The sequence below is a fragment of the Amycolatopsis sp. DG1A-15b genome, from assembly GCF_030285645.1.
Classification (GTDB): domain Bacteria; phylum Actinomycetota; class Actinomycetes; order Mycobacteriales; family Pseudonocardiaceae; genus Amycolatopsis.
Map to the genome: position 1 here is coordinate 3,791,176 of NZ_CP127296.1, position 25,948 is coordinate 3,817,123.

The following is a 25,948-nucleotide window of genomic DNA, read 5'->3' on the forward strand; positions in this document are numbered from 1 at the left end:
ACTCCACGGAAGATACTTCGGCGGAAGCGAAGCATGGTCGACTTGAAGCTGGTGTTCCACGAGCTGGTCAAGGTCCAGATCGAGCTGTGGGACGCGATCGACGCGCGGCTGCGGTCCGAATGCGACCTCCAGCTCACCTGGTTCGAAGTCATGCGGCTGCTCGCCCGGCTTCCGGAGGCGCGCGTGCAGGACATCGCGGCGGAGTTCTCCATCACGGTCGGCGGCACCAGCAAGGTCGTCGACCGGCTCGAGGCGGCCGGCCTGTGCCGGCGCCGCCCGAACCCCACCGACCGGCGATCCTCGGTCATCGAGCTGACCGCGAAAGGGCGGCGCCTGCTGGGCAAAGCCACCGTGGTCTTCGAAGACGAACTGCAGGTCCGGCTGGGCGACGTGCTCCCCGAACGATCCCTCGATCAGTTCCGCCAGACCCTCACCACACTGCGCCGCGCCGGGCGCTCCTGAACCCGGCCCCCGCGTCTTCGGCGAAGGTCCGGGGACGCGCGGCTGTGTTACGCTGCGACCATACGCATTCCATGGAAGCTAATTCCGCAGAACTTACTTTTGCCCGAGGAGAGCCGATGCCCGGCGACGTCCTGAACCCCGGTGCCAGGCCACGCACCGATCCGATGGCCATCGAAGTGCGCGGCGCACGGGTGCACAACCTCAAGGACGTCGACGTATCGGTGCCATTGCGGCAGATGGTCGCCATCGTGGGTGTGTCGGGCTCGGGGAAGTCGTCGCTCGCGCTCGGGGTCCTGTACGCGGAGGGGTCGCGGCGGTACGTGGAAGCACTCTCGACCTACACCCGACGGCGGCTGTCCCAGACCGCCCGGGCGACCGTGGACAGTGTCGAGCACGTCCCGGCCGCGCTGGCCCTGCGGCAGCGGCCCGGCGTTCCCGGGGTCAGGTCGACGTTCGGCACTTCGACGGAACTGCTGAACGTGCTGCGCCTGATGTTCTCCCGGCTGGGCTCGCACCGGTGCCCGAACGGGCACCACCAGGCTCCGACCATCGACGTGGCGCTCGGCCTGACTCTGACGTGCCCCGAATGCGGGGTGGAGTTCTCCCCGCCGGGCGCGGAGTCGATGGCGTTCAACTCCGACGGAGCGTGCCCGCACTGCACCGGCACGGGCGTGGTGCGGGAGGTCGATGAGGCCACTTTGGTCCCCGACCCGGCCCGGTCGATCAGCGACGGCGCCGTGGCCCCGTGGTCGATGTTCGGGTTGACCGTGATGCCACAGGTGGTCGCCGAGTTCGGCGTCCGCACGGACGTGCCGTACGCCGAACTCACCGACCGCGAGCGGGACATCGTGCTGCACGGCCCGGAGGAGAAGCGGCACATCAGCGTGCCGTCGAAGAACGGGAAGCTGTTCGAGCTGAACTTCACCTACCGCAACGCCCGGCAAGCCGTGCTGGAAGCGCTGGACAACGCCACCAGCGAACGGGGCCTGGGCCGCATAAACAAGTTCCTCAGCGTCCAGGTGTGCCCCACCTGTGACGGCACCCGGCTCAGCGAGGAAGTCCGCGCCACCCTGGTCGACGGCATCAACCTCGCCGAAGCCACGGCGATGACCTTGGACGAGGTCCTCGCCTGGGCCCCGGGCGTCGTCCCCACCTTGCCCGCGGCCATGACGCAGATGGCGGACAACATCGTCGCCGAGCTCCTGGAGAACGCCCGGCGCCTGGTCGAACTGGGCCTCGGCTACCTCGGTCTCGACCGGGCGAGCTCGACCCTGTCCACCGGCGAGCGGCAGCGCATCCAGCTCGCGCGCGCCGTCCGCAACCGCACCACCGGCGTGCTGTACGTCCTGGACGAGCCGTCCGTCGGGTTGCACCCGTCGAACGTGGTCGGACTGCTCGGCGTCGTCCGGGACCTGCTGGCCGACGGCAACTCCGTCGTGGTCGTCGACCACGACATCCAGGTCGTGCGCGAAGCGGACTGGGTGATCGAAATCGGCCCCGGCTCGGGAGCCGACGGCGGCCGGGTCGTCACCACCGGCGACGTCGCGGCGATCGGCAAGGACCCGGCCTCGCTCCTGGGCGGCTTCCTCGACGGCCGGGAACCGGTCGTGATCCGGGACCGGGCCGCCCACGACCAGGTCTTCGCCCTCGGGACCGTGCGGCTCTCGACCGGCCCCCGCCACACCGTGCACGCCCTCGCCCTCGAACTGCCGGCCGGGCGGCTCACCGCCGTCACCGGGGTGTCCGGGTCGGGCAAGACCACGCTCGTGCTCGACAGCCTGGTCCCGGCCCTCGTGGCGCACACGACCGGGAACGCGCTGCCGTCCCACGTCCGCGCGCTGGACGCGGCCGGCCTCACCCACGTGAACGTCGTCGACGCCACCCCGATCGGCGTCAACGTGCGCTCGACCGTGGCGACCTACAGCGGTGTCCTCGACGACCTTCGCCGCGCCTACGCCCAGACCCCCGAGGCGCGCGAACTCGGCCTGACGGCCGGCGACTTCTCGTACAACACCGGCTCCCTCAAGTGCCCGCGCTGCGAAGGCACCGGACAGGTCTCCCTCGACGTCCAGTTCCTCCCCGACGTCGACATCGTCTGCCCCGAGTGCGACGGCTCCCGGTACGCGCCGGAAGCCGGCGCGGTCCGGCGCACCCCACCGGACGGCGCCACCGGCGACGCCCTCACCCTGCCCGAAGTGCTCGCGCTGACCGTCGCGCAAGCCGTGGACCGGATCGGCGACCTCCGCCGCGTCCGCACCCGCCTGCAGGCACTCGCCGACCTCGGCCTCGGCTACCTGACGCTCGGCGAAGCCACCCCCGCCCTTTCGGGTGGCGAAGCGCAACGGCTCAAGCTCGCCTCCGAACTCCACCGCGACCAGTCCGGCGCCCTCTTCGTCTTCGACGAGCCCAGTGTCGGCCTGCACCCGCTGGACGTGCGGACCCTGCTCGCGGTCCTGGAGCGCCTGACCGGCAACGGCGCGACCGTCGTCGTCATCGAACACGACCTCGACATGATCGCCAACGCCGACCACGTCATCGACATGGGCCCCGGCGGGGGCGCCGCCGGGGGTGAGATCGTCGCGGCCGGCCCGCCCGGCGAGATCGCCGGCACCGCGGGCAGCAGCACCGGCCGTTATCTCCGGGAACACCTCACCCGGGCCACCCGCTGAAGCCACGGCACGTCGGCGATCCGCTCAGTCGCTCAGCAGCAGCTGGTCGACCATGAGGTGTCCCCACGCGCCGGTCGCCTGGTCGGTCACCTGAACCTGGGCGCTCTGCCCCGCGAGGTCACCGATGTCCCAGTCGACCGGCTTCAGCACCCCCGTGTCGTCCCCGGTCGCGGTCCGGACGACCTGGCCGTTGACGACGAGGTCGATCGAGGTCCGGCCGGGCGAGCCGGGTGGGTGGTGGCCGCCGGCGATCAGGAACCGCAGGTGGTTGCGGTCGAGGGCGAACGGCGGTGAGGTGATCGTGCCGGTGGCCGGGTCGCCGCCACCGGCGAAGGTGTCCAGGACCGCGTTGCCGACCATGCCGGGCAGGTACCCGGCCGACGGGCCGGTGCCGGCCAAGCTGCCGGTGGTCGTCCAGCCGGGGTCGTAGGAGCTGCCTTCGAACCCGGAGACGACGTGCGCCGGACGCTGGGACAGGTCGGGGAATTCGGTGACGGTCGTGTTGGCGAAGGTGGCGCTGCCGCCGGTGGCGTAGAGGTTGATGCCGGTGTCGGCGGGGTCGGCGAACACCTCGCTGGAGTGCACGTACCGGCCGTCGTCGACGAACACCTCGATGGTGGTCCGGTCGACCAGGATCCGCAGGTGCGCGCTGGTCTTCGCCGGGTTCCACGGCGCGTGGCTCTCCCCTCGCACCCCGGACGTGTCGGGCGAACCGGTCTGGCGCCGGTTCAGGTAGCTGTAGTCGTGGTAGATCCCGGCGTCCGCGTGCCGGGTCCCGTCGGCCGAGGCCCGCAGCTGCAGGCCGATGTTCTCCAGCCGGGTCCAGCTGACGTCGGTGTCGAGCTGGTAGGCCGTGCCGTGGTATGCCAGCGGCACCAGGCCGTCGTCGACCCGGATGGTGCCGAGGTTCGTCACCGAGCTCGCGTGGGAAGCCAGCGCCGGGGTCGGCTGCGAGGCCAGGGCGTAGCCGTCCGCGTAGTGCTTGAGCGTGATCCGGCGGACGATGGAGTCGGTGCCGTTGAAGCCGTCGGAGGCCCACGTGGGTGTGGTGTCGGGGTAGGCCCAGTTGTTCATCCAGGCCATGCCGAACCGCCGGTCCGCCGGCGCGGCGGGGTCTTCCCAGGTGACACCGGCGTACCAGTCGAAGCCGTGGTCGAGCCACTGCGGCGTGGCCGCGTCGGCCGTGAAGCCGTTCCCGTCGAAGGATCCGGTCCAATACGCGTAGGTGCCCGGTGTCCCACCGGCGCTCACGCCCAGTACCCAGTGCGTGGTGCCGTCGTCGGCGCGGATCGGGTACAGGTCCGGGCACTCGAGCGTGCCCGTGGTGCCCACCAAGTCCGACTGCCACGTCCACGTTTTGAGGTCCGGTGAGGTGAAGAACCCGATCCGGTCGCCTTCGGTGATCGCCGCGACCCACCGGCCGCGGGCGGCGTCCCGGATCACCTTCGGGTCCCGGAAGTCGCGGCGGCCACCGTTCGGGATCACCGGCGTGTCGCCGTAGGGCCGGAACGTCCGGCCGCCGTCGATCGAGTACCACAGGAACTGCGCCTGCGGCCCGGAGCCGTTCGCGATCTGCGCCGGGGTCGGGTGGTCCATCTGCGTCACCAGCTGGACCACCGCGCCGGCACCGAAACCGGCCGTGTTCGCGGTGTCGACGACCGCGGAACCCGACCACAGGTCGTGGTTCGCGTTGGTCTTCTTCGGTGCGGCGATGCCCTGGTCGGCGAAGGCGACGCCGTCGGTGGTCGTCGCCAGCCGCCAGGCCGTGCCGACCTCACTCGGGTAGTCGGCGTTGTAGAGGTAGTAGTAGTTGAACTCGCCGTTGACGTACACCGGCCGCTGGGGGTCGTTCTTCCAGTGGTCGGGCACCGTGAAGTGGTACTGCGCGCGGTAGGTGGCCGCCGCCGAAGCGGGGGGTGCGCCGGTCAGGCCCACAGCCGCCGTCGCCGCCACGAGGGCGGCGGCGGACAGCAGGCGAAGGCCGCTCGTCGTTGAGCGCATGGGACCTCCAGGAATTCAGGAATCGAGCACACTGAGACGTTTGCCGTCCCACGCCACCGGCATGGGATCGCCGATGGCGCCGACGAAGCCGTGTTCGCCGCGGTGGTGGAACGCGAGCAGCACCCACCGGCCGTCGGACCGGCGGCGGATCAGGCGGCCGCTGTAGAACCGGTCGTCGGTGACGGGTTCGGCGGCCGCGATGTCGAACGGCCCGAGCGGGCCGCCGGCCGGGGCGGCCCAGATCCCGCCGGTCGTGCCGGTGGCCCGGCGGTCGGGCGAGGCGTGTTCGGCCAGGCAGGAGAACAGCAGGACCGCCCGGCCGTCCACCACCTCGGCCTGCAGCACCTCCAGCTGCCCGAACCCGCGCGGCCCGGGCGCCGTCAGCGGCGGGCGCAGCTGCCAGTGCCGCAGGTCCGCGGAGACGGCGTGGCCGACCACGCCGCGTTCGAACGGCTCGCCGGTACCGGCACGCGCGGTGATGAGCATGTGCCAGCCGTCGCCGTCCGGGTCGGCGAACACCCACGGGTCGCGGAACGCCTCGTCGTGCCAGGCGGCGTCCAGCGTCTCGTACCAGCGGGGATCCGCGGCGAGGACCGGGTTCTCCGGAGCCCGTTGCCACGTCACGAGATCCGGCGAAGTGGCGTAACCGATCCGCTGGACGTTCTTGCCGCCGGGGGCGCGGGTGGCGCCGGTGTAGAAGAGGAACCACGTGCCGTCCGGGTGCCGCACCACCGAACCGGTCCAGGTCGCCAGGTCGTCGAACGCCGGGGCGTCCGCGCGGACCAGTGCGTCCTCGATCCGGGTCCAGTGCACCAGATCGGCCGAGACGGCGTGGCCGACCGAGGCGCGGTAGTGGCGGGCTTCGGGGTCGTGCAGGGCGCGGGAGGCGTAGAGGAAGAACAGGTGGTGGCGGTCGCCGTCGTCGGCGAACCAGAAGTCCCAGACCCAGGAGTCGGGCAGCGAAAACATGCGAGCCTTTCGAAAAGCCGGGGAGGGTGTCATTCCTTGACGCCGCTGGCCGCGACGCTGCTGACGAACGCGCGCTGGAAGGCGAGGAACACCACGAGGACCGGCAGGGTGATCATCGACGTGTAGGCCATCACCTCGCCCCAGGCGGTGTTGTCCTGGAAGAAGTACTGCATGCCGACCATGACCGGCCGCAGCTTCTCGTCCTGGACGACCATGCTCGGCCACAGGTACTGGTTCCAGGCCGGCAGGAACGTCAGGATCGCGACGGTGGCGAACGCCGGCCCCGACAGCGGCACGGCGATCCTGCGGTAGATGGTGAACCAGCCGGCGCCGTCGATCCGCGCCGCCTCGTCGAGTGCGGTCGGGATGGTCGAGAAGTACTGGGTGAACAGGAAGATCGAGAAGCCGTTGGCGATGAACGGGACGATCTGCACCTGGTAGGTGTCCAGCCACCCGAAGTCGTACACGATCCGGCCGTTCTGGAACAGCAGGGTCGGCAGCTGCGAGACCCAGTAGACCATCGGTACCGCGATGGTCTCGAACGGCACGATCAGCGTGGCGATGATGACGCTCAGCACCACCCCGCGGCCGGTCCAGCGCAGCCGGGAGATCGCGAACCCGGCCATCGAGTTCACCACCAGTCCGGCGGCTACGATCACCACCGTGACGAGGACCGAGTTGAGCAGGAACCGCCCGACCGGCACCCGGTCGAACACGGCGGAATAGTTGTCGAAGCCGATGTCGCCCAGCGGCAGGAACGCCCGCCACCCGCCGACGTCGGACAAGATCTGGCCGTCAGGCTTCAGGCTGGAGACGAACATGAACACCAGCGGGAACAGGAAGAAGGCCGCGAGTCCGATGAGGACCAGGTAGGTCCAGACGCGCCGGCGGCGGCGCAGCACCCGCTCGTCGGTATGTCCTCTGTGGATGGCCATGGTTCAGTCCTTGTCCCGGGTCAGAAAGCGCTGGACCAGCGCGACGACGAGCACCAGCACGAAGAACACGAGCGACAGGGCCGAGCCGTAGCCGATCTGCTGCTGGTGGTAGCCCATCCGGACGGCGTGGTAGACCAGCGTCGAGGTGGCGTCCACCGGGCCGCCCTGGGTCATCACGTCGATCTGCACGAACAGCCCGAGCGCGGCGATCGTGATGGTGATCAGCACGAACACCCGGGTCGGGCGCAGGCCCGGCCAGGTCACGTTGCGGAACTGCTGCCAGGTGCCCGCGCCGTCGATCCGGGCCGCTTCGTACAGCTCCTGCGGGATGGTCTGCAGGCCGGACAGCCAGATCAGCATGTGGAAGCCGACCGCCTGCCAGATCGACAGCACGATGATCGCGGTCAGCGCGGTGCTCGGGTCGTTCAGCCACGCGGTGCCCTGCCAGGCGCCGAAGGTGATGGAGTCGATGAAGGAGTTGATCAGCCCCTCCGGCTGGTACATGAACTTCCACAGGATCGACACCACGACGATCGAGGTCACGACCGGGATGAAGAAGACGACCCGGAACGCCACCGCGCCGCGGATCTTCCGGTTCACCAGGATGGCCAGCAGCAGCCCGAACCCGGCCTGCACCGGCACCACCACGGCGGCGAAACAGAACGTGTTGACCAGCGAGCGGAGGAACGTCGGATCCGCGGTGAAGGCGCGGACGAAGTTGTCGAGACCGGTGAAGGTGGTCGGTTCGGGCGAGACGAGCCGGGCGTTGGTGAACGACAGGACGAACCCGAGGATCACCGGGACGATCAGGAACGCCAGCAGCAACACCACGGCCGGGGCGGCCATGGCCCAGCCCGCGCGGCGCTGGGAACGCAGTTCGTGGCGGGTTTTTCGCCCGGTGACGGGTGGGGGTGCCGCGCTCGCGGCGCGGGTGTCCGACGAGATGGTCGCCGTCATGGGAGGAGCCTTCCCTCTCGGCCCGCCCGGCGCCGGCGCCGGGCGGGGAGCGACGAGCTAGAAGCCGTAGCCGTTCTGGGACTTGATGTCGGTGTCGATCGCCTGCACGGCGGTGTCGAGCGCCGGCTTCACGTCGGCACCGCTCATGATGTCCTTGGCCGCCTTCTCGAAGGTCGAGGAGATCACCGGGTAGCCGGGGGTGGCCGGGCGGGCGAGGGCGAACTTCTGCGACAGCACGGCGAACGGGTGCAGCGGAGCGGTGTCGCCGAAGTACTTCGACGCGGCCGCGGCCGCCGTGGTGCTCGGGATGACCACCTGGCTGTCGGCGAAGGCGGTCAGGTACTTGTCCTGGAAGCTGAACTTCAGGTACGCGCGGGCGCCTTCGGTGTTCTTGCAGCCGGCGGAAATGCCCCACTGCCACGAACCGCCACCGATCTTCGGGCCCTTGCCGAAGTCCACCGGCGGCAGGATCAGCAGGTCGTTGCCGACGCTTTCGAGCGCATCCTTGGCGTTCCACACGCCGGTGTAGCTGAGCGCGACCTTGTTGTCGATGAAGCGCTGGTTGCCGACCGGGCCCGCGTTGTCCGCCCAGCCGCTCTTGAACGCCTGCTGGAACCAGGTGAAGAACTTCACCGCGTCCGGGCCGTTCAAGACGCCGTCGGCGGATTTCATGGTGGCCCGGTCGATCAGGTCACCGCCGGTGCTCTGCAGCATCGGCGAGTACGCGTACGACCACCACTCGCCCTTGTCGGCGGCGCCCAGGTCCAGCGGCGTGGCGTAGCCGCTCGCCTTCAGCTTGGCGACGGCGGCGTCGAACTCGTCGAGCGTCCACGGCTTCTCGACGGTCGGGATCCGGATCTGGTTCTTGTCCAGCACCGACTTCCGCGCGAAGACCGACAACGCGGCGTCCCAGTAGCCCGCCGAATAGACGGTGTCCTTGTACCGGCCGACGGTCGTGGGCAGCAGGGTCCCGATCAGGTCGTCCGGCAGTCCCAGCGGCTGCAGGTAGCCGGCCCAGGCCCAGTTCGGCATCACCGGCCCGTCCATGTCCAGCAGGCAGGGCAGCTTCCGCGACGCGGCGGCCGCGGTGATCGCGTCGTTGTAGGAACCCTGCGGGAAGTTCTGCTGGACGATCTTGTACTGGGTCTGGGACGCGTTGAAGTCGGCAATGATCCGCTGGTAGACCGCCAGCTCGCCGGGGTTGCCCGCCGAGTGCGTCCACATGGTGATTTCACCGGGTCCGCCGGAGGACGAGGAATCCTGGCTCGCGCGGGCACAGCCGCCCAGCGCGAGCACCGCGGTCAGGCCTGCCGCTACCATGATGGTGAGAGATTTGCGTTTCACCGTAGAATCTCTTTCTCTGTTGCGGAGCGCGACCGGCCGTCGCCTCCGTGCCGGATGGCAGCGCCAACTGCCATGTGGAATGCAGTGAGAAGTGCGGTCCGCCGTCAGCCGCCGAACGCGGCAGGCGGCGGGCCCACCGAAGCCCGGCGGATGACCGGGCACGGCATCAGGTACGGGGCCGCCGGGTCCGCCGGACGCAGCCCGAGCGCAACCTCCATCGCCCAGCGGCCCATTTCGTAGTGCGGCAGCGCGATCGTCGTCAACGGCGGATCGAGCTCGGCCGCGACCAGCTGCTGGTCGTCGTAGCCGACGATCGACAGGTCATCGGGCACCGAAAGACCCCGGTGGTGCGCGGCCGCGTAGGCGCCCATCGCCATGCGGTCGTTGAAGCAGAACATCGCGGTGGGCCGTCGCCCGGCCGGCAGGTCCAGCAGCCGCCGGGCCGCGACCCGCCCGCCGCCGGCCACCGGCTCGGCACGGGCGTGCAGGGCGGGATCCGGCTCGATCCCGGCCTCCGCCAGCACCTGCCGGTACCCCTCGTACCGCAGGGGTGACGCGACGAGCTCGAACCGCTCCTCGGCGTCCAGGAAGGCGATCCGGCGGTGCCCGGCGGCCACCAGTTCCCGCACCGCGGCCATCCCGCCCGCCCGTTCGTCCGGGACGACCGCGGCCCGGCCTCCCGCGGCCGCAGCGCAGTCGAGCAGGACGGCGTCCCCGGGCAGGCCGTCCGGCACCTCGACCACGCGGTGCCACATGCTCGCGTAGATCATGGCGTCGACCTGCTGGCCGCTCAGCGCGTTGAGCGCCTGCCGCTCGGCGTCGGCGTCCCCTTCGGTGTCGACCAGGACGACGAGATTTCCCTGCTCACGGGCCACGTCGTTGGCCCCGGCCAGCATCCGCCCGGCGAACGGCGTGCTGGCGATCGTGTCCGAGATCAGGCCGACCATGCGGGTCTGCTGCGTCCGCAGGCTCCGCGCCACCGAGTTCAGCTCGTAGCCGACCTCCTCGGCCGCCTCACGCACCCGCCGCTGGGTCTGCGGCGAAACGCGCGCCGCGTCCCGCCCGCTGAGCACCATCGACACGGTCGCCGTGGACACCCCCGCCCGGGCAGCGACGTCGGACATCCGCACTCGAGCCATCGCGGCGACCCCTTCCTGCCTCGGGCGTTAATCGATTAACTGGAGGTTACGGGAGTATGCAGCTCGATCGCGCACCCCGTCAAGGTTCCGGCCGGCAGGAACTTCGCCGTCGCCTCCTCAGTGCTCGGCGAGCACGTGGATCAGCTGGAGCTGTTCCGGCTGCAGTGCGGGCGCCTGGAAGCCGGCCGTGGCCAGCGCGGCACCGGACAACGTCAGCGGCCGGTCCGCCCAGTCCGGAAACGCGGGCAGCCCGTGTCGCCGCTCCCGGTCTACGGCGGACAGGAACCGCACGGTGTAGCGGGTCCCGGAGGCCAGCCCGGGCAGCCGGATGCGGCCGGGCGGGGCCCAGGCTCCGGTCTGCAGCGCGACGAAGGCGAAGAGCGCTTCGGCGCGATCCTGGGCGACGACGCCGTGGAGCCAGTGCGCCGGGTCGGGGTGGTCGCCGCGGACCACGGTGCCGCTGTGCAGCAGCGGCCGGAACCGCTTGTGCAGGGCGATCCAGGCGGTGAGTTCGGCGAGTTCGGTTTCGCTCGCCGACGTCAGGTCCCACTCCATGCCGAAATGCCCGAAGAACGCGGTGCCGGCGCGGAAGTCGAGGGTGTGCGTGCGGCCGGTCGTGTGCGCCGTCGGCGCGCCGACGTGCGAGCCCAGCATTTCCGGAGGCAGCAGCAAACCGGACCAGCGCTGGATGTGCTGCCGCTCGAGCGCGTCCAGGCAGTCGCTGGCCCAGATCCGTTCGCTCCGGGCGAGGATTTCGAGGTCGGCGCGGCCGCCACCCGACGAACAGGACTCGATCTCCAGGGCGGGGTGCTTGGCGCGGAGCTCGTCCAGCAGCCGGTAGAGGGCGCGGGTCTGGTCGTGCACCCCGGCCGTGCCGCTCGCGGTGTGCCCGGCGTCGACGAGGTCGCGGTTGTGGTCCCACTTGAGGTAGCCGACGCCGTACTCGGTGACCAGCGCGTCGAGCCGTTCGAGCACGTAGGCGTAGGCGTCCGGCCGGGAGATGTCCAGCACCTGCTGGTGCCGGGCCTCGGGCGGGAGCCGCGCGTCCGGCCGGAGGATCCACTCCGGGTGCGCCCGGGCGAGGTCGGAGTCCGGGTTGACCATCTCGGGTTCGACCCAGAGCCCGAACTGCATGCCGAGCGAGCGGACGTGGTCGGCGATCGGGTGCAGGCCGTCCGGCCACACCTGTTCGTCGACGAACCAGTCACCCAGTCCCGAGTGGTCGCTTCGGCGGCCGCGGAACCAGCCGTCGTCGAGCGTGAACCGTTCCGCGCCGACCCGCGCGGCGAGCCCGGCCAGCTCGCGCAGTTTCGCGGGATCGTGGTCGAAGTAGACCGCCTCCCAAGTGTTCAGGGCGATCGGCCGCGGCGAGGCGGGGTGCTCCGGCCGGCTGCGCAGGTCGGCGTGGAACCGCCCGGACAGCTCGTCCATTCCGTCGCCGTAGGAGCCCATCAGCGTCGGACCGGCGTAGGACTCGCCTGGCGAAAGGATGATCTCGCCGGGCAGCAGGAGCTCGCCGCCGGCGAGGATCGCGACACCCGCGGTGTCGCGCTCGGCGTAGGTGGTGTGGTTCCCGCTCCAGGCGGTGTGCACGCCCCAGACCTCGCCCCGGCGGAAGCCGAAGCCGGGCTCACCGGCGAGCAGCAGCAGGGTCGCGTCGAGACCGGTCCGGCCCCGGCGTCCGCTGCGGACGTGGGAGCCCACCGTGAACGGGTGCCGCTGCGGGGCGCGCTCCCGCAGGTGCCGCCCGCTGAAATCCAGCAGTTCCAGGGCGTTCACCGGGACCGGCAGGTTGAGGGTCAGCGCGTCGAGGGCGTAGTCGTCGCCGCCCGTGTTCGTCACCGTCGCGCCCAGCCGCACCACCCCCGACGGCGAGAGCCCCACCCGCAGCTCGAGCGCGAGTCCGGCGGCGGTGTCCTGCGCGGCGGTGATCAGCGTGCCGTCCGCCGTCAGGTCCACGGCGGTCGTCGTGAACAGCGGGGAGAACGCGCGGCCGGCGCGGCTGCCGGCGATGCCGGGGGTGCCCGGCCAGCCGGTGGCGGCTTCGGCCAGCACGCCGACGGGGAGCGGGTCGTCGATGCTGTTGGAGACGACCGGCGGCCGGGCCGCGCGCACCAGGTCCCCCAGTTCGGCTTCGGTGGGCCGGCCGAGGTCGGCGCCCCAGTACACGACGCGGGGCAGGCGGTCGCCGGTCGCGTCCAGCACGAGGCTGGTGCCGGCGGCCGCGAGGTGGACCACGCCGGGGCTCGCCGGCTCGCCGTCGACTGCGGTGAGCGTCGTGATCAGCACGCAGTTAGTTTCAGTGCAACACTAAGAGCTGTCAAGAACTTCCCGGTCGAGCCCCATGCGACGGATGCTTTGTTCCGGATGGGACATAACGAGCGGTACCCTCGCCCGGTGAGTTCCGGAACCCGTGAAGGCCGGGCACGGGCGACGGCGCCCTGGCCGCAGCTGCCCGAGGCCGCCCGTCAGGTGCTCCTCGAGGTGCTCGTCCACGGCCCCATTTCCCGCGCCGAGATCGCCGCGCGGCTGCAGGTGTCACGGCCGACGCTGAGCCGGATCACCCGGCAGCTCTTCGACGACGGCCTGCTGGCCGAAGGCGGGACGCAGCTGCGTTCGACGACCGGGCGTCCCTCGGAACTGCTGCACGTCAACGGCGCCGCGCGGCACTTCTTCGGGGTGAAGCTCACCGGTGACCACCTCTACGCCGTGGTCACCGACCTCAACGCCGAGGTCGTGGCGTCGGTCGACACTCCCCTGCGCTCGGCGGACGTCGTCGAGGTCGTCGGCCAGATCGCCGAAGCCGCCTCGGCGCTGCGGACGACGTTCCCGGACCTGACCGCCGCCGGCGTGACCCTGGCCGGCACGGTGCGCGCGGGGTCGGTGCACGGGTCCGCTTACCTGAACTGGTCCGGCGTTCCGCTCGCCGGTCTCGTCGCCGAGGCGACCGGCTTGCCCACCGCCGTGGACAACGACGTCCAGGCCCTGACCGCCGCCGAGCACTGGTTCGGCGCCGGCGCGGGGCTGCGGTCCCTGGCCGTCGTGACGATCGGCGTGGGCATCGGGTGCGGCCTGGTGCTCAACGGGGAACTCGTCGAGGGCGCGCACGGCACCGTGGGCCGGGTGGCTCACCTCGTCGTCGACCAGTCGGGGCCGGTGTGCGGCCTCGGGCACCGCGGCTGCGCCGCCGGCTACCTGCTGAACGAGTCGATCGTGCGGGCGCTCGGCGCCGCGGACCACGCCGGCGCCGTCGCCCGGGCACGGGCCGGCGACCCCGCGGCCCGGCGGGTGTTCGGCGACGCCGGCTTCGCCCTCGGCGTCATCATCGGCACGATCGCCAACCTCGTCGACCCGCAGAAGGTCCTGCTGACCGGCGACGGCCTGCCGCTGTACGAGGTGGCCGCCGACCGGGTGCGGGAGGGCATCGGCCAGTCCTACGAAGCGGATCCCGCCCAGCTCGACCTCGACGTGCAGGCCTTCGACTTCGGCGAATGGGCGCGTTCCGGTGCCGCACTGGCGATCCGCGCCGCGCTCACCGGCCGGACCGCCGGCGTCCGCTGAGGGTTCACCGGTGTCACCGCCGCGCGATCGGTCCGGTGCTCCCCCGGATCGCGAACGCCGGAGCCGAGGTGCACGTGTCGGCAGCGTTCCCGCCGTCGATCACCCGCCGCAGCAACGACACCGCCAGCGCCCCGAACTCGGCGACCGGCCACTGCACCGCCGACAGCGCCGGGCGGACGAGCCGGCAGAGCCCGGAGTCGTCCCCCGCGACGATGGACAGGTCCGCCGGCACCCGGAGACCAAGCCCCTGCGCGGCCACCAGGCCGCCCACCGCCATGGCGTCGTTGTCGAACACCAATGCGGTCGGGGGCCGCTTCGACCGCAGGATGCGGCGAGCCGTGTCCGCGCCGCCTTCGTCGCTGAAGTCGGAGTGAACCGTGCGCGCGTCCGCCAGGCGCAGGCGGCACGCCGCGGCCACGAACGCGTCCGTCCGGGTCCGGGTGCGCAGGAACGCCTCCGGACCGGCGACGCGGACCACGGACCGGTGCCCCAGCGCGGCCAGGTATTCGAGCACCCCCCGCATCGTCTGCCGGTCGTTCATCCACACCGAAGGCAGGTCGGATCGGCCCAGCGGACCGCCGAGCGCGACGGCGGGCAGGCCGATCGCGGCGAGCTCGTCCGGCCGGGTGTCGCCGGTCCGGAGGTCGACCAGGAGGACGCCGCCGACGGTCTGCTCGCGGTGCCAGCGCCGGTAGATCTCGAGTTCGGCCGCGTGGCTCGGCGCGGCGCGCATCAGCAGCGACGCCGATCCGGTGGCCGGCGCCCGCTGGATCCCGGACATGAGCGCGCCGAGGAACGGCTCACCGGCGAGCGCGGCCGCCGGCCGGCGGACCACCACCCCCAGCGTCCCGGACCGGCGGACGTGGCGGTGGGTTCCACCACCCGGCGTCCAGCCGAGCTGACGGGCGATCTCGAGGATCCGGTTGCGCGTCGCCTCGGAGACACCACGCCGGCCGTTGAGCGCGTAGGAAACGGCACCCTGCGACACCCCGGCGCACGCGGCGATTTCCCGCACGGTCGGACGCTTCATCACACCCCCGGAAAAGCGGGTTGAATTCCCGGCGAAATCGGCGAGCTTCCGCCCCGGACGGAATCCGTCCGGGGCGGAAGCCGGTTCACTTCAGATTCGGCACCTCGTCCCTGGTGATCACGTAGGAGCTGGTGTACGTTTTTTGCAGCTGGCTGATCGAGTTGTGCGAGGTGTTGGTCAGCCAATCGGTGTGCCAGGTGTTGAACATGACCCACCGCGTGTTCGACGACTGCAGCTGGTCCGGGTCCGGAATCGGGCCGTTCTCGTGCAGGGCGATCGGGATCGTGCCGCCGACGATGTTCTTGGTGGCGTTGAACAGGCCGGTCTGCGGTCCGTGGTCCCCCGCGTAGGTGTCCGAACCCGCGATGTCCACAGAGGACTTCCCCGGGTAGAACGACGAGCTCGGCTGACCGTTGAACGGCAGCAGCCAGAGCAGGTTGTCGAGCCCCTTGGTGCCGGTGAAGTAGTTGTACTCGAACTGCCACAGCCGTTTGTACTGGGAGCCGCCTTCCTTGCTCCACCAGAACCAGGTGCCGCCGGCTTCGTGGAAGGGGCGCCACAGCACCGGAACTCCGGCGTTCTCCATGATCTGCAGCTGGACGGCGGCCTTGTCCAGCCGCTGGACGAACGAGGCGTACTCGGCCGTTCCCGGCGTGAGCACGGCGTTGATCGACACGGCCATCTGGCTGCCCTCGTAGGTGTCCGGCTTCGTCGGCGCACCCATGTGGTAGCCGACCATCGGGATACCACCGGCGTTCCACCAGGACACGCCGCGGCCGCCGACGCCGTCCTGCTCGATGTCCATCCCCCGGATCGCCGGGTACTTGCCGGTGTGGTCGTGGATGTAGTTCATCTCGTACTCGGAGCCGGCGACCCAGGTGGACTCCTCCTGGCCGGAGATGATGTGGTTGCCGTACTGGCCGGAGAAGTAGCAGAGCAGCTTCTTCGCCTGGGCCGTCGCGCGCGGGTTGACGGGAGTGGCCGAGCAGGTACCGCCGGGCGGGGTCGATCCGCCGCCGACGGTCCACCGCTGGTTGGCCTGGCCGTTGCAGGTCCAGAGTGCGACCGCCGTGCCGTTCGCCGTCGCCGCCGACGTCACATCGGCACACAACCCCGACTGGGCGCCGTAAACGCTGCCGTCGGAGCGCAGGGTGAACTTCTGGTTCGCCGCACCGGTGCAGCCCCGGATCTGCAGCTTCGTGCCGGCGGTGGTCTGGCTGCCGTAGGCGTCCAGGCACATCGAACCACCGAACACGCGCAGCTCACCCGTGTCCGTAACGGACCACTGCTGGTTCGCTTGGCCGTTGCAGTCCCAGATCTGGATTCCGGTGCCGGCGGTCTGCACGTTCCCGATCACGTCGAGGCAGCGGGCGGAAGCCGCGCTGACGAGCGCTCCGGACTGGGCCGCGGAGGCGGTTCCGCCGGTGACGAGCAAGGGAACCACGAGCGCGAACGCGGCCACGACCCGGGAGGCTCTCCTTCCCCGGCTGCCGAGCCGGTTTCCTGCCTTGGGCGAACTTCGGGGAAACGACATCGCATCTCCTTTGACCGCGATGAAGGCCGGGCCCGGCTCGAAAGCGGGCGCGGCACGAGGGGGACAACAGCGACTGAGAGCGCTTCCAGTGCGGAATTCTAACAACCGGTCCGGCGCCCGGGATACCCCGCAGGAATAAGTTCGTGCAAGAAACTTAAGAAAGTTCGCTGGTCACCCGAGCAGAATCGCGCGGCGCTGAGGACGGGCGTCCGGCGGGTCGAAAAAAGAAGCCGCGGTGCTCGTCCGGAGAAATGGGCGGTTCAGGCGGGCGGAGTGGCGGTGCTGGCGCGCAGCACGCACTTCGCGCCCGGCGACCAGCGTTCGGCGACCGGGACACCGTCGACCAGTTCGAGCACCGATTCGGCCACCGAGACGCCGTACTGGTGCACGTCGACGCTCATCGTCGTCAGCGAAGGGGTGGCCAGGCGGCACAGCGTCGAGTCGTCCCAGGCGATGATGCTGAGCCGCTCCGGAACCTCGATCCCGAGTTCCTTGGCGGCAGCGAGCCCCGCCAGCGCCATCACGTCGTTGTCGTAGAGGAGGGCGGTCGGCGGCTCGGCACCGGACAGCAGCTCGGTGGTGCGTTTCGCCCCGGACTCCTCCGAGTAGTCGCCCTCGGCGATGAGCGGCTCGATGCCGGCTTCGCGGCAGCCGGCGACGAGGGCGTCGGTGCGGGCCCGGGTGTGCAGCAGCTGCGCGGGCCCGGTCACCCGCCCGATGCGCCGGTGGCCGAGGTCGAGGAGGACTCGCAGGGCCTCACGGACCGGACCGGCGTTGTCGGTGCGCACGGTCGGGAAGCCGTGGCCGTCCTCGGGTTCGCCGACGAGAACCGCCGGCATGTCCAGCGACCGCAGCAGGGCCGGCCGGGGGTCGTCGTGGACCAGGTTGACCACGACGGTCGCCTCGACCATCCGCTGCGCGGCCCACCGCCGGTACGCCGCGAGCTCGCCGTCCTGCGTGCTGACGACGTGCAGCAGCAGCGACAGGTCCCAGTCCGCGAGGTGCTGCTCGATCCCCGCGATGAACTCCATGAAGAACGGTTCGGTGCCGAGCAGCCGGGGTGGGCGGGCCAGCACCAGGCCGATCGCGCCGGAGGGGCGGTGCGTACTCACTCAGGACCTCATCACCGGGGAGCCGAGTGCGTTCGCCGACCGCAGCACGAGTGGGTCGGCGAAGGCGGCCGGATCGACCGTGTTCGCGGTGCGGACCAGGAACGACCGGGTTTCGCCCGGCAGCAAGGTGATCAGCATGTCGTCGACCACGGCGTCGGGTGCCACCCGGTCCACCAGGAGGGCGACATCCCGGGCCAGGGCGGAAGCGGTGACGTCGATGCGATAGCCGCCCGGCACCGCCGTCGCTTCGGCGGACAGCGGAGCGGGCCGGAAGTCGTGCTCGAGGTCTTCGCCGAAGACGTGCACGAGCCGGGTCTCGGCGGTCGTCGCCACGAGCACCTCCTCTCCGGTTCCGGCCGGTGCCAGCTCCGCGGTGGAGCGGGCCGGCACGGTGAACCGCAGTCTACGGCGGCCGGTGACCTGACCGGCGACCGTCCGCGTTTCCAGCTCGAGATCACCCGACCAGGGCGTGGCGGTGTCGTTGACCGCGATGACGACGTCTTCGCCGTCACGCGGCTGGACCGTCAGCAGCCGGGGCGCGAACGCGTGCTTGAGCGCGTACCACAGGGGCTTGAGCCGTTCGTCCGAGTCGATCGCGGCCCACGAGGTGACCGGCCAGCAGTCGTTGAGCTGCCAGACGACCGCGCCGGCGGTGCGCGGCCACCACGACCGGAAGTGCTCGATCCCGAAGGCGACCGCGCGGGCCTGGTTGAGCTGGGTCGCCCAGTGCCAGTCGGGGAACGCCGCCGGCCGCGGCAGGTGGGCCGCCAGACCGCGGTCGAGCTTGCCGTTGCCGTCCTCGGCCTTCTGGTGGCGCAGGAACGCCGGCGAGGTCGGCGTGAGCGGGTCGTCGTGGATCCACCGGGTCAGGGTGGCCCAGGTGGGCGGCCCCTGGAAGCCGAACTCCGAGCAGAACCGCGGGATGTGGTCGCGGTAGTGGGTGTAGTCCACGCGGTTCCACACGTCCCACTCGTGCCGGGTGCCGTGGTCGGGGTCGTTGGGGTGGAAATCGCCGGGGCTGTACGGGCTCCCCGGTGCGTAGGGGCGGGTCGGGTCGAGCTCGGCGACGATGGCGGGCAGCAGCTCGGTGTAGTACTTCAGGCCCCACGTGCGGCCGTCGAGCTGTTCGGGCCAGCCCCAGTCGGCGAAGCCCCAGAGGTTTTCGTTGTTGCCGTTCCACAGGACGAGGGACGCGTGCGGGGTCAGCCGGGCGACGTTCTCCCGGGCCTCCGCCTCGACCTCCGTCCACAGTGGCTCCTCCTCGGGGTAGGAGGCGCAGGCGAACGGGAAGTCCTGCCACACCAGGACACCGCGTTCGTCGCAGACGTCGTAGAAGTCCTCGGTCTCGTAGATCCCCCCGCCCCAGACGCGCAGCAGGTTGAGGTTCGCCCCGAGGGCCTGCTCGACCCGCCGGGCGAGCCGGTCGCGGCTGATCCGGGTGAGGAAGTGGTCGTCAGGGATCCAGTTGGCCCCCTTGGCGAACACCGGCGTGCCGTTGACCACGAACGTGAACGGGGTGCCGGCCTCGTCCGGTTCGGTGTCCACGGTGACGGTCCGGAAGCCGACGCGGCGCCGGTAGGCATCCGGCGTCGTCCCGGCCCCGGCGAGGCCGACTTCGAGGTCGTAGAGCGGGTGTTCGCCGTAGCCGGCGGGCCACCACAGCCGGACGTCCGGCACCGTCAGCGTCGCGGTCCCCCGGGTGTCGCCGGGCTCGATGGTGGCGCGGACGGTCCGGCCCTCGGCCGGGATCGAGGCGACCAGCTCGAGCCGGTCACCCGGACCGGCGGCGCGCTCGACGTCCGCGTGCACCGTGACGCGACCGGTTCCGTCCTCGTCGACCGTCACCAGCGGCCGCACGGTCGCCAGCCGGGCGGTGGTCCACCGCTCGAGCCGGACCGGCTTCCAGATCCCCGCGGTCTGCAGGTCCGGTCCCCAGTCCCAGCCGAACGAGCAGGCCATCTTGCGGATCATGTTGAACGGGCTCGGGTAGGCGTGGTCGCGCCAGCCCAGCTCCGCCTCGACCGCTTCGGCGTGGGTCAGCGCGCTCGCGATCTCGACGGTGAGGGTGTTCGCGCCGTCCCGGAGTACCCCGCGGACGTCGAAGCGGTAGGTGCGGTGCATGTTGGCGGCCCGCCCGAGCTGCCGCCCGTTGAGGGTCACGGCCGCCACGGTGTCCAGGCCGTCGAAGACGAGATCCGCGCGTTCCGCCGAAGCCGGCGCGGAGGATTCGAACTCGAGCGTGTAGCGCCACCCGGCCCGGTGCATCCACGCCACACCGGCCTCGGCGGTGTCGAGGTAGGGATCCTCGATCAGGCCGGCGGCCAGCAGGTCCAGGTGGGCGGAGCCCGGCACGGTGGCGGGGAGCGCACGACCCCGGACCGCGTCCGGAACCGGCCCGGCCACGGCCTCGATCCGCCAGCCGTCGTGCAGTTCCTGACGGTTCAATTCGGGCGCTCCTCACGCGGCCGGCGGCCCGTCTGGGAGCCGCGCCTTTCTCGGCGATTGTTACTCAAGTGACTTAAGTAAGTCAACCAAGTTATGGTCCAGACAAGCGGGACGGAGAGAGCCTCCGGGTCACGCCGGTGCTCCGGGGAACCAGCAGCGCGCGAAGTGCGCGTCACCGACCTTCTCCTCCACCGGTGTCGTGGTGCAGACCGCCGTCGCCGAACGACAGCGGTCGCGGAACGTGCAGCCGCCGGGCGCGCCGGGACCGAGGCCGCCGCCGGCCGGATCGGCCTCCTCCGCCACCGCTCTCCCCCGCTTGCCGGGATCGGGAGCGGCCGCCGCGAGCAGCCGGGTGTACGGGTGCTTCGGCCGCAGGATCACCTCCGACGCCGGGCCGTGTTCGACGATCCGGCCGCGGTAGAGCACCGCGATGTCGTCGGCGAAGTGGCGAGCCGTGGCCAGGTCGTGCGTGATGTACAGCACGGCCAGCCGGTCCTCGCGCTGCAACCGGCCCAAGAGGTTGAGCACCCCCAGGCGGATGGACACGTCGAGCATCGACACCGGCTCGTCCGCGATGACGACCTTCGCCCCGGGCGCGAGGGCCCGCGCGATCGCCACGCGCTGGCGCTGCCCTCCGGACAGTTCGTGCGGCCGGCGCCGCGCCATTTCGCCGGCCGGGGTCAGGTTGACCCGCTCCAGCAGGTGGAGCACCTGCCGCCAGGTGTCCTCGCGGTCCTTGGCCCGCCCGTGCAGCAGCAACGGCCGCGCGAGGTGGTGCTCGACGGTGTGGAAGGGGTTCAGCGACGCGAACGGGTCCTGGAAGACCATCTGCACGTGGTCGCGGTACGCCCGGCCGGAAACCTCGGCTCCGTCGTCGGCGCTGACCACGATCCGGCCGGACGTCGGCGGCTCGAGGCGCGCGACCATCCGGGCGATCGTCGACTTCCCCGACCCGGACTCCCCCACCAGCGCCGTCGTCCGCCCGGGCGAGAGGGTGAACGACACGTGATCGACCGCGCGCAGCCGGGACCGGCGCACGCCGTCGCGGACCCGGAAGTCCTTCACCAGGTCGTGGACCGCCAGCTCGGTCACCGGACACCTCCTTCGGCGAGGGCTTGGTCGCGCAGGAACGCCCCGCGCTCCCCGGTCAGGCTCGGGAACGACTCGAGCAACGTCCGGGTGTAGGGGTGCGACGGCGAGCGGTACATCTGCTCGGCCCCGGCGTATTCGACGATCTCCCCGTCCTTCATCACCGCGATCCGGTCGGCGATCTCCAGCAGCAGCGGCAGGTCGTGGGTGATGAGGACGACGGCGACCCCGAACTCGTCCCGCAGCCGCAAGATCTCCTTCAGGATCCCGCGCTGCACCACGACGTCCAGCGCGGTCGTGGGCTCGTCCATGATCATCACCTGCGGGCCCAGCAGCAGGGCCATCGCGATCATCACGCGCTGCCGCATCCCACCCGACAGTTCGTGCGGGTACGCGCCCAGCCGGCCGGGGTCGACGCCGACCAGCCGCAGGACCTCCTCGCACTGGGCTTTCCGTTGCGCCTTGGTCATTTCCGGGCGGTGGGTGGTCAGGACGTCGGCCAGCTGCGAACGCACGGTGGTCACCGGGTTCAAGGCGTTCATCGCCCCTTGGAAGACCATCGAGAGGCGGTCCCAGCGGAACGCGCGCAGCTCCTCGCGTTCCAGGGCCAGCACGTCGATGTCCGGGCCGTCGCGGTCGTGCAGGACGACCGCGCCCGCGGTGACCTCCGCGGGCGGCCGGTGCAGCCGGTTGATCGCGTAGGCCAGCGTCGTCTTCCCGCAGCCGGACTCTCCGGCCAGGCCGAGGATTTCGCCGCGCCGGAGGGTGAGGGACACGTCCTTGACCGCGTGGACCGGCGTCGTGGTGCGGTAGACGACGTCGAGGTGGTCGACGCTCAGCACGACGTCGTCTCCGGCTTCGGCCGACTCCCGGGGTTCCGGCCGTTCGGGCCGGCGCCGCCGGCCCGACACCCGCAGCTTCGGGTTGATGATCTCGTCGATGCTGAAGTTGATCAGCGAGAGCCCGCAGCCGAACAGGGCGATGATCAGACCGGGCGGGACGAACCACCACCAGGCCGACCGCTGGAGGGCGAACCCGTTCTGGGCGAAGTAGAGCATCGTCCCCAGCGTCGAGGAGTTCGACGCACCGAGCCCGAGGAACGACAGCCCGGCCTCGGACAGGATCGCCGCGATCACCGCGAACACGAACTGCGACGCCAGCAGCGGCAGCAGGTTGGGCAGGATTTCGACGGTGATGATCCGCCACCGCTTCTCCCCCGCGACCCGCGCCGCGGCCACGTAGTCGCGGTTGCGCAGCGACAGCGTCTGGGCGCGCAGCACCCGCGCCGAAGCCGCCCACCCGGTGATGGCCAGCACGAGCGCGACCGTCCACGCACCGCGGGACTCGGGCGGCACGAACCCGGCGATCACGATCACCAGCGGCAGCCCGGGGATGACCAGCATGATGTTGGAGAACAGCGAAAACACCTCATCGACGGCGCCACCGGCGTAGGCGCCGATGACGCCGAAGAACGCGGAGAGCACCGTCGCCAGCACCCCGACGATCAGGCCGATCTGGAGGGAGCCGCGGGTGGCGTACGCCAGCTGCGCGAAGACGTCCTGCCCGGTCTGGGTGAGGCCGAGGAGGTGGCCGTGGCCCGGCGGGGCGAGCCCGGCGTCGCGGATGGTGTCGGGATCGCCGACGAACAGCGGGCCGAAGATCCCGAACAGGGCGATGACGGCGACCAGGCCGAGTCCGACGCCGAGGCGGAGCGACCACGCCGGCAGGACCGCGCGCAGTCCGCCGATGCGGCCCCGGCGGACGGGCGTCAGGATCGGTGCGCCGGTGGTGGTTTCGGGACTGAGGTTCGTCACGTGTCGTTCTCCTTCTCAGGCCCGGGTGCGCGCGTCGATCAGCCCGTACAGCAGGTCGATCACGAGGTTGGCGCCGAGCACGGCCACCGTGATGATCAGGAAGATGCCCTGCATCAGCGCGTAGTCGTTGTTCTGCACCGCCTGCAGCAGCTTCGAGCCGATGCCGGGGTAGGCGAACACCTGCTCGGTGACGATCGACCCGGACACCACGAAGCCGAGGGATATGGCGAACCCGGCGACCGACGGCAGGACCGCGTTCCGGGCGGCGTAGCGCAGCATCACGCGCCCGTCGCGCAGTCCCTTGGCCTGCGCGGTGAGGACGTAGTCCTCCGAGCCGGTGGACACCATCATGTTGCGCATGCCGAGCAGCCACCCGCCGACCGAAGAGACGACGATGGTGAGCGCGGGCAGCGTGCCGTGGTAGACGGCGGAGCCGAGGAAATCGCCGTTCCACCCCGGGTCGAGAGCCACGTCGTAGCCGCCGAGCAGCGGGAACCACCCGAGGGCGCCGGCGAGCAGTGCCGCCAGCAGCAGCGCCAGCCAGAAGTACGGCACCGCGGCCAGGACGGTGGTGCCCGGCACGAGGGCGTCGAGCCACGTGCCGCGCTTCCAGCCGACGACCATGCCGAGCCCGACACCGAGCACGAACGACAGCAACGTCGCGATGCCGACCAGGACGACCGTCCAGGGCAGCGCCTGGGCGATCACGTCGGACACCTTGGCGGGGAAGACGCTGACCGACACGCCGAGGTCGCCGTGCGCCAGCCGGCCGAGGTAGGAGAGGTACTGGGCCCACAGCGACTCGTCGCTGTGGGTGCCGAGCAGCAGCTCGTAGGCGCGGCGCACCGACGGATCGGGGGTCGCGCCGCGCTGGGCCAGTTTCGCGAGCAGGACGTCCACCGGGTTGCCGGGGAGCAGGCGCGGGATCAAGAAGTCGAGCGTCAGCGCCGCCCACAGGGCCACCAGGTAGAACGCCAGCTTCCGGAGGTAGTAGCTCATCGGCCCGGAGTCACCGGCCGGCGGGCTTGAGCGTCTTGTAGATCTGGGCCTGGTCCGGCCGGCTCCACACCGCCGGGAAGGCGTACATGGTGTCCTTGGCCGGCCAGCCGGTGAACTTCGCGGAGTGGTACTCGCTGGTCGTGCCGCCGGTCAGGATCGGGATGTAGGGCATGTCCTGTTCGGCCCGGGTCTGGACGACGTCGAAGTAGGGCTGCCGCTTCGCCGCGTCCGTCGAGTCGATGCCCTTGACGGCGTTGAGCGCCGCGTCGACTTCCGCGTTGGAGTAGCGGCTGTAGTTCGGGTACGCCGACTCGCCGACCTTGGCGGTGGTCTCGGTCGAGAAGTAGTAGTTGTAGTCGTAGAAGGGATCCGCCGACGGACCCTGGTTCATCGCGTCTATCAGCAGCTGGAAACGGCCGCGCACGCGCGCGTCGGCCCATTCGTTGTAGGACACCTGCTGGGCGATCAGCTTGATCCCGGCGGGCTGCAGCTGCTGGGCCATGGTGGTGATCGCGGTGATGTAGTCGGTCCAGCCCGAGGGCACCTGGACCGTCAGCTCCAGCGGTTTGCCGTCCTTGGCGAAGAGGCCGTCCGGGCCCTTCGCGTAGCCCGCGCTCTGCAGAAGGCCGGCCGAGCGGGTCAGGTCGGGCGCTTTCGGGGCCAGCCGCTCCCGCAGCTTCGGCGAGACGTACTTGGCGTCGCGGCCGAGCAGCGTGAACCCGGGTGAGATGTCGGAGGCGGTGTCTTCGAAGGCCAGCGCGTTGAGCTGGGTGCGGTTGATCGCGTAGTAGATCGCCTTGCGGACGCTCACGTCGGTCTGCGGGCCGGTGCAGCCGAGGGCGGCGTTCGAACAGGCCGTGAGGTTCATCTGGTTCATCGGGACCGTGATGGCCTGGTAGCCCGGGTAGTTCTTCGCGACGTCCTTGATGTCGGGGACCGGCCCGGTCTGCCAGTCGATCTGCTTGCTCGCCAGCGCGTCCGCGCCGGACTGGTTGCCCGCCAGCGCGAGGTAGCGGATCCGCTTCACCGCGGGCTCGCCGCCCCAGTAGCCGGGGTTGGCCTTGAACGTGAACGCCTGTGGCTTGAACTCCTCGAGCACGAACGGGCCGGTGCCGACCGGCTGCGCGATCACGTCGTTCGCCGGGTCGGGGATCTTCGACCACAGGTGCCGGGGAACGATGAAGGTCTTGCCGAGGACCTGCGCGCCCTGCATGAACGCCGGCTTCGAGAAGGTGATCCGGACGTGGGTGTCGTCGGTGGCGACGGCCTGGCCGTCGTAGCCGGTGGTGTTGATGGTCTTGTTCTTCGCGACCATGTCGAGCGTGAACGCGACGTCCTTGGCGGTGAAGGGCGTGCCGTCGGAGAACTTCACGTTCGACCGCAGGGTGACCAGCAGCTGCGTACCGTCGGCGTTCCAGGCGAAGTCGGTGCCCAGCAGCGGGACGGGCTTCGCGTCCTGGGTGATGTTGTAGAAGAACAGCGGTTCGAAGATCGTCCCCGGGCCTTCCATCGTGCTGGAGGAGAACGGGTTGAAGTTGATCTGGTAGTCGCCCGACTGACCGGTGTAGGCGACCAGCGTGCTGTCCGCGGCGGAGCCGCTGTCCGACGATCCGCAGCCGGTGACGAGCGTGGTGGCCGCGACCGCGGCGAGCACGGCGCCGCACGCCCTGCGACGCGATGAGTGAACCGACATCAAGTCCTCCTGGCTGGGCTGCGTTGACCGTCCGCCGATCACGGCAGGCACAAGACTGGAGGCATTGTTAAGTCAACGAACAAATTAAGTCAACCCTTTCGGGGCTTCTGCCGGCTCCGAACACGCGATCTGCACCCACCCGGCGGGCAGCGCCTTGCTACTCTTCGCGTACCGATCTAAGAAAGTCGTCAGGAG

At 70.7% G+C, this 25,948-nt stretch carries 18 protein-coding genes; 3 read left to right on the forward strand and 15 right to left on the reverse strand.

The genetic code is table 11. From position 1 onward, the window contains the following. Positions 1 to 33: 33 nt before the first annotated feature. Together QRY02_RS17185 and QRY02_RS17190 are read left to right on the forward strand one after the other, a co-directional pair. The gene (locus tag QRY02_RS17185; protein ID WP_285992536.1) at positions 34 to 462 is read left to right on the forward strand and encodes a MarR family winged helix-turn-helix transcriptional regulator; all 429 of its coding nucleotides are present in this window, start codon (positions 34 to 36) and stop codon (positions 460 to 462) included. Positions 463 to 578: 116 nt separating this feature from the next. After that, positions 579 to 3,131: an excinuclease ABC subunit UvrA gene (locus QRY02_RS17190; RefSeq protein ID WP_285992537.1), complete on the forward strand. Its 2,553-nt coding sequence runs from the start codon at positions 579 to 581 to the stop codon at positions 3,129 to 3,131. A gap of 24 nt (positions 3,132 to 3,155) precedes the next feature. On the opposite strand, the gene QRY02_RS17195 is transcribed toward QRY02_RS17190, so the two are convergent. The 7 genes from QRY02_RS17195 to QRY02_RS17225 form a co-directional block, all read right to left on the reverse strand. Next, on the reverse strand, positions 3,156 to 5,132 hold the full coding sequence (locus tag QRY02_RS17195) for a glycoside hydrolase family 32 protein (RefSeq protein WP_285992538.1): 1,977 nt from the start codon (positions 5,130 to 5,132) through the stop codon (positions 3,156 to 3,158). Between the two features lie 15 nt (positions 5,133 to 5,147). Beyond that, positions 5,148 to 6,101 carry a glycoside hydrolase family protein gene (locus tag QRY02_RS17200; RefSeq protein WP_285992539.1) on the reverse strand — a complete coding sequence of 318 codons (954 nt, stop codon included), beginning with the start codon at positions 6,099 to 6,101 and terminating at the stop codon, positions 5,148 to 5,150. 29 nt (positions 6,102 to 6,130) lie between these two features. Beyond that, positions 6,131 to 7,036, reverse strand: a complete 906-nt coding sequence (locus QRY02_RS17205; RefSeq protein ID WP_285992540.1) for a carbohydrate ABC transporter permease — start codon at positions 7,034 to 7,036, stop codon at positions 6,131 to 6,133. A gap of 3 nt (positions 7,037 to 7,039) precedes the next feature. Beyond that, positions 7,040 to 7,993 (reverse strand): carbohydrate ABC transporter permease, encoded by a 954-nt coding sequence (locus QRY02_RS17210; RefSeq protein ID WP_285992541.1) that lies wholly within the window; start codon positions 7,991 to 7,993, stop codon positions 7,040 to 7,042. A 57-nt stretch (positions 7,994 to 8,050) separates the two neighbouring features. Beyond that, positions 8,051 to 9,337, reverse strand: coding sequence for a sugar ABC transporter substrate-binding protein (locus QRY02_RS17215; protein ID WP_285992542.1), 1,287 nt, complete (start codon positions 9,335 to 9,337; stop codon positions 8,051 to 8,053). 104 nt (positions 9,338 to 9,441) lie between these two features. Beyond that, positions 9,442 to 10,461 carry a LacI family DNA-binding transcriptional regulator gene (locus tag QRY02_RS17220; RefSeq protein ID WP_285992543.1) on the reverse strand — a complete coding sequence of 340 codons (1,020 nt, stop codon included), beginning with the start codon at positions 10,459 to 10,461 and terminating at the stop codon, positions 9,442 to 9,444. A 132-nt stretch (positions 10,462 to 10,593) separates the two neighbouring features. Next, positions 10,594 to 12,765: an alpha-galactosidase gene (locus QRY02_RS17225; protein WP_285992544.1), complete on the reverse strand. Its 2,172-nt coding sequence runs from the start codon at positions 12,763 to 12,765 to the stop codon at positions 10,594 to 10,596. Between the two features lie 108 nt (positions 12,766 to 12,873). Between QRY02_RS17225 and QRY02_RS17230 the strand changes: the two genes are divergently transcribed. Further along, positions 12,874 to 14,037 (forward strand): ROK family transcriptional regulator, encoded by a 1,164-nt coding sequence (locus QRY02_RS17230; protein ID WP_285992545.1) that lies wholly within the window; start codon positions 12,874 to 12,876, stop codon positions 14,035 to 14,037. 13 nt (positions 14,038 to 14,050) lie between these two features. Here the strand turns inward: QRY02_RS17230 and QRY02_RS17235 are convergent, their stop codons facing one another. From QRY02_RS17235 to QRY02_RS17270, 8 genes are all read right to left on the reverse strand, one after another. Further along, complete coding sequence (locus QRY02_RS17235) at positions 14,051 to 15,067, reverse strand: LacI family DNA-binding transcriptional regulator (protein WP_285992546.1); 1,017 nt, start codon at positions 15,065 to 15,067, stop codon at positions 14,051 to 14,053. Between the two features lie 85 nt (positions 15,068 to 15,152). Continuing rightward, the gene (locus QRY02_RS17240) at positions 15,153 to 16,529 is read right to left on the reverse strand and encodes a glycosyl hydrolase (RefSeq protein ID WP_285992547.1); all 1,377 of its coding nucleotides are present in this window, start codon (positions 16,527 to 16,529) and stop codon (positions 15,153 to 15,155) included. A 332-nt stretch (positions 16,530 to 16,861) separates the two neighbouring features. After that, positions 16,862 to 17,713 (reverse strand): LacI family DNA-binding transcriptional regulator, encoded by an 852-nt coding sequence (locus QRY02_RS17245; protein WP_285992548.1) that lies wholly within the window; start codon positions 17,711 to 17,713, stop codon positions 16,862 to 16,864. Continuing rightward, the gene (locus QRY02_RS17250) at positions 17,714 to 20,158 is read right to left on the reverse strand and encodes a glycoside hydrolase family 2 protein (protein ID WP_285992549.1); all 2,445 of its coding nucleotides are present in this window, start codon (positions 20,156 to 20,158) and stop codon (positions 17,714 to 17,716) included. 129 nt (positions 20,159 to 20,287) lie between these two features. Further along, complete coding sequence (locus tag QRY02_RS17255; RefSeq protein ID WP_285992550.1) at positions 20,288 to 21,250, reverse strand: ABC transporter ATP-binding protein; 963 nt, start codon at positions 21,248 to 21,250, stop codon at positions 20,288 to 20,290. Continuing rightward, on the reverse strand, positions 21,247 to 23,061 hold the full coding sequence (locus QRY02_RS17260) for a dipeptide/oligopeptide/nickel ABC transporter permease/ATP-binding protein (RefSeq protein WP_285992551.1): 1,815 nt from the start codon (positions 23,059 to 23,061) through the stop codon (positions 21,247 to 21,249). Before QRY02_RS17260 ends, QRY02_RS17255 begins: the two co-directional genes overlap by 4 nt. Before the next feature lie 15 nt (positions 23,062 to 23,076). Continuing rightward, positions 23,077 to 24,060, reverse strand: a complete 984-nt coding sequence (locus QRY02_RS17265; RefSeq protein WP_285992552.1) for an ABC transporter permease — start codon at positions 24,058 to 24,060, stop codon at positions 23,077 to 23,079. 10 nt (positions 24,061 to 24,070) lie between these two features. After that, positions 24,071 to 25,753, reverse strand: a complete 1,683-nt coding sequence (locus QRY02_RS17270; RefSeq protein ID WP_285992553.1) for an ABC transporter substrate-binding protein — start codon at positions 25,751 to 25,753, stop codon at positions 24,071 to 24,073. Positions 25,754 to 25,948: the final 195 nt, after the last annotated feature.

Excerpts from the sequence above, each read along its gene's own strand:
- QRY02_RS17185 (WP_285992536.1), top strand. The coding sequence starts at position 34 with ATGGTCGACTTGAAGCTGGTGTTCCACGAGCTGGTCAAGGTCCAGATC.
- QRY02_RS17190 (WP_285992537.1), top strand. The coding sequence starts at position 579 with ATGCCCGGCGACGTCCTGAACCCCGGTGCCAGGCCACGCACCGATCCG.
- QRY02_RS17195 (WP_285992538.1), bottom strand. The coding sequence starts at position 5,132 with ATGCGCTCAACGACGAGCGGCCTTCGCCTGCTGTCCGCCGCCGCCCTC.
- QRY02_RS17200 (WP_285992539.1), bottom strand. The coding sequence starts at position 6,101 with ATGTTTTCGCTGCCCGACTCCTGGGTCTGGGACTTCTGGTTCGCCGAC.
- QRY02_RS17205 (WP_285992540.1), bottom strand. The coding sequence starts at position 7,036 with ATGGCCATCCACAGAGGACATACCGACGAGCGGGTGCTGCGCCGCCGC.
- QRY02_RS17210 (WP_285992541.1), bottom strand. The coding sequence starts at position 7,993 with ATGACGGCGACCATCTCGTCGGACACCCGCGCCGCGAGCGCGGCACCC.
- QRY02_RS17220 (WP_285992543.1), bottom strand. The coding sequence starts at position 10,461 with ATGTCCGACGTCGCTGCCCGGGCGGGGGTGTCCACGGCGACCGTGTCG.
- QRY02_RS17235 (WP_285992546.1), bottom strand. The coding sequence starts at position 15,067 with ATGAAGCGTCCGACCGTGCGGGAAATCGCCGCGTGCGCCGGGGTGTCG.
- QRY02_RS17265 (WP_285992552.1), bottom strand. The coding sequence starts at position 24,060 with ATGAGCTACTACCTCCGGAAGCTGGCGTTCTACCTGGTGGCCCTGTGG.
- QRY02_RS17270 (WP_285992553.1), bottom strand. The coding sequence starts at position 25,753 with ATGTCGGTTCACTCATCGCGTCGCAGGGCGTGCGGCGCCGTGCTCGCC.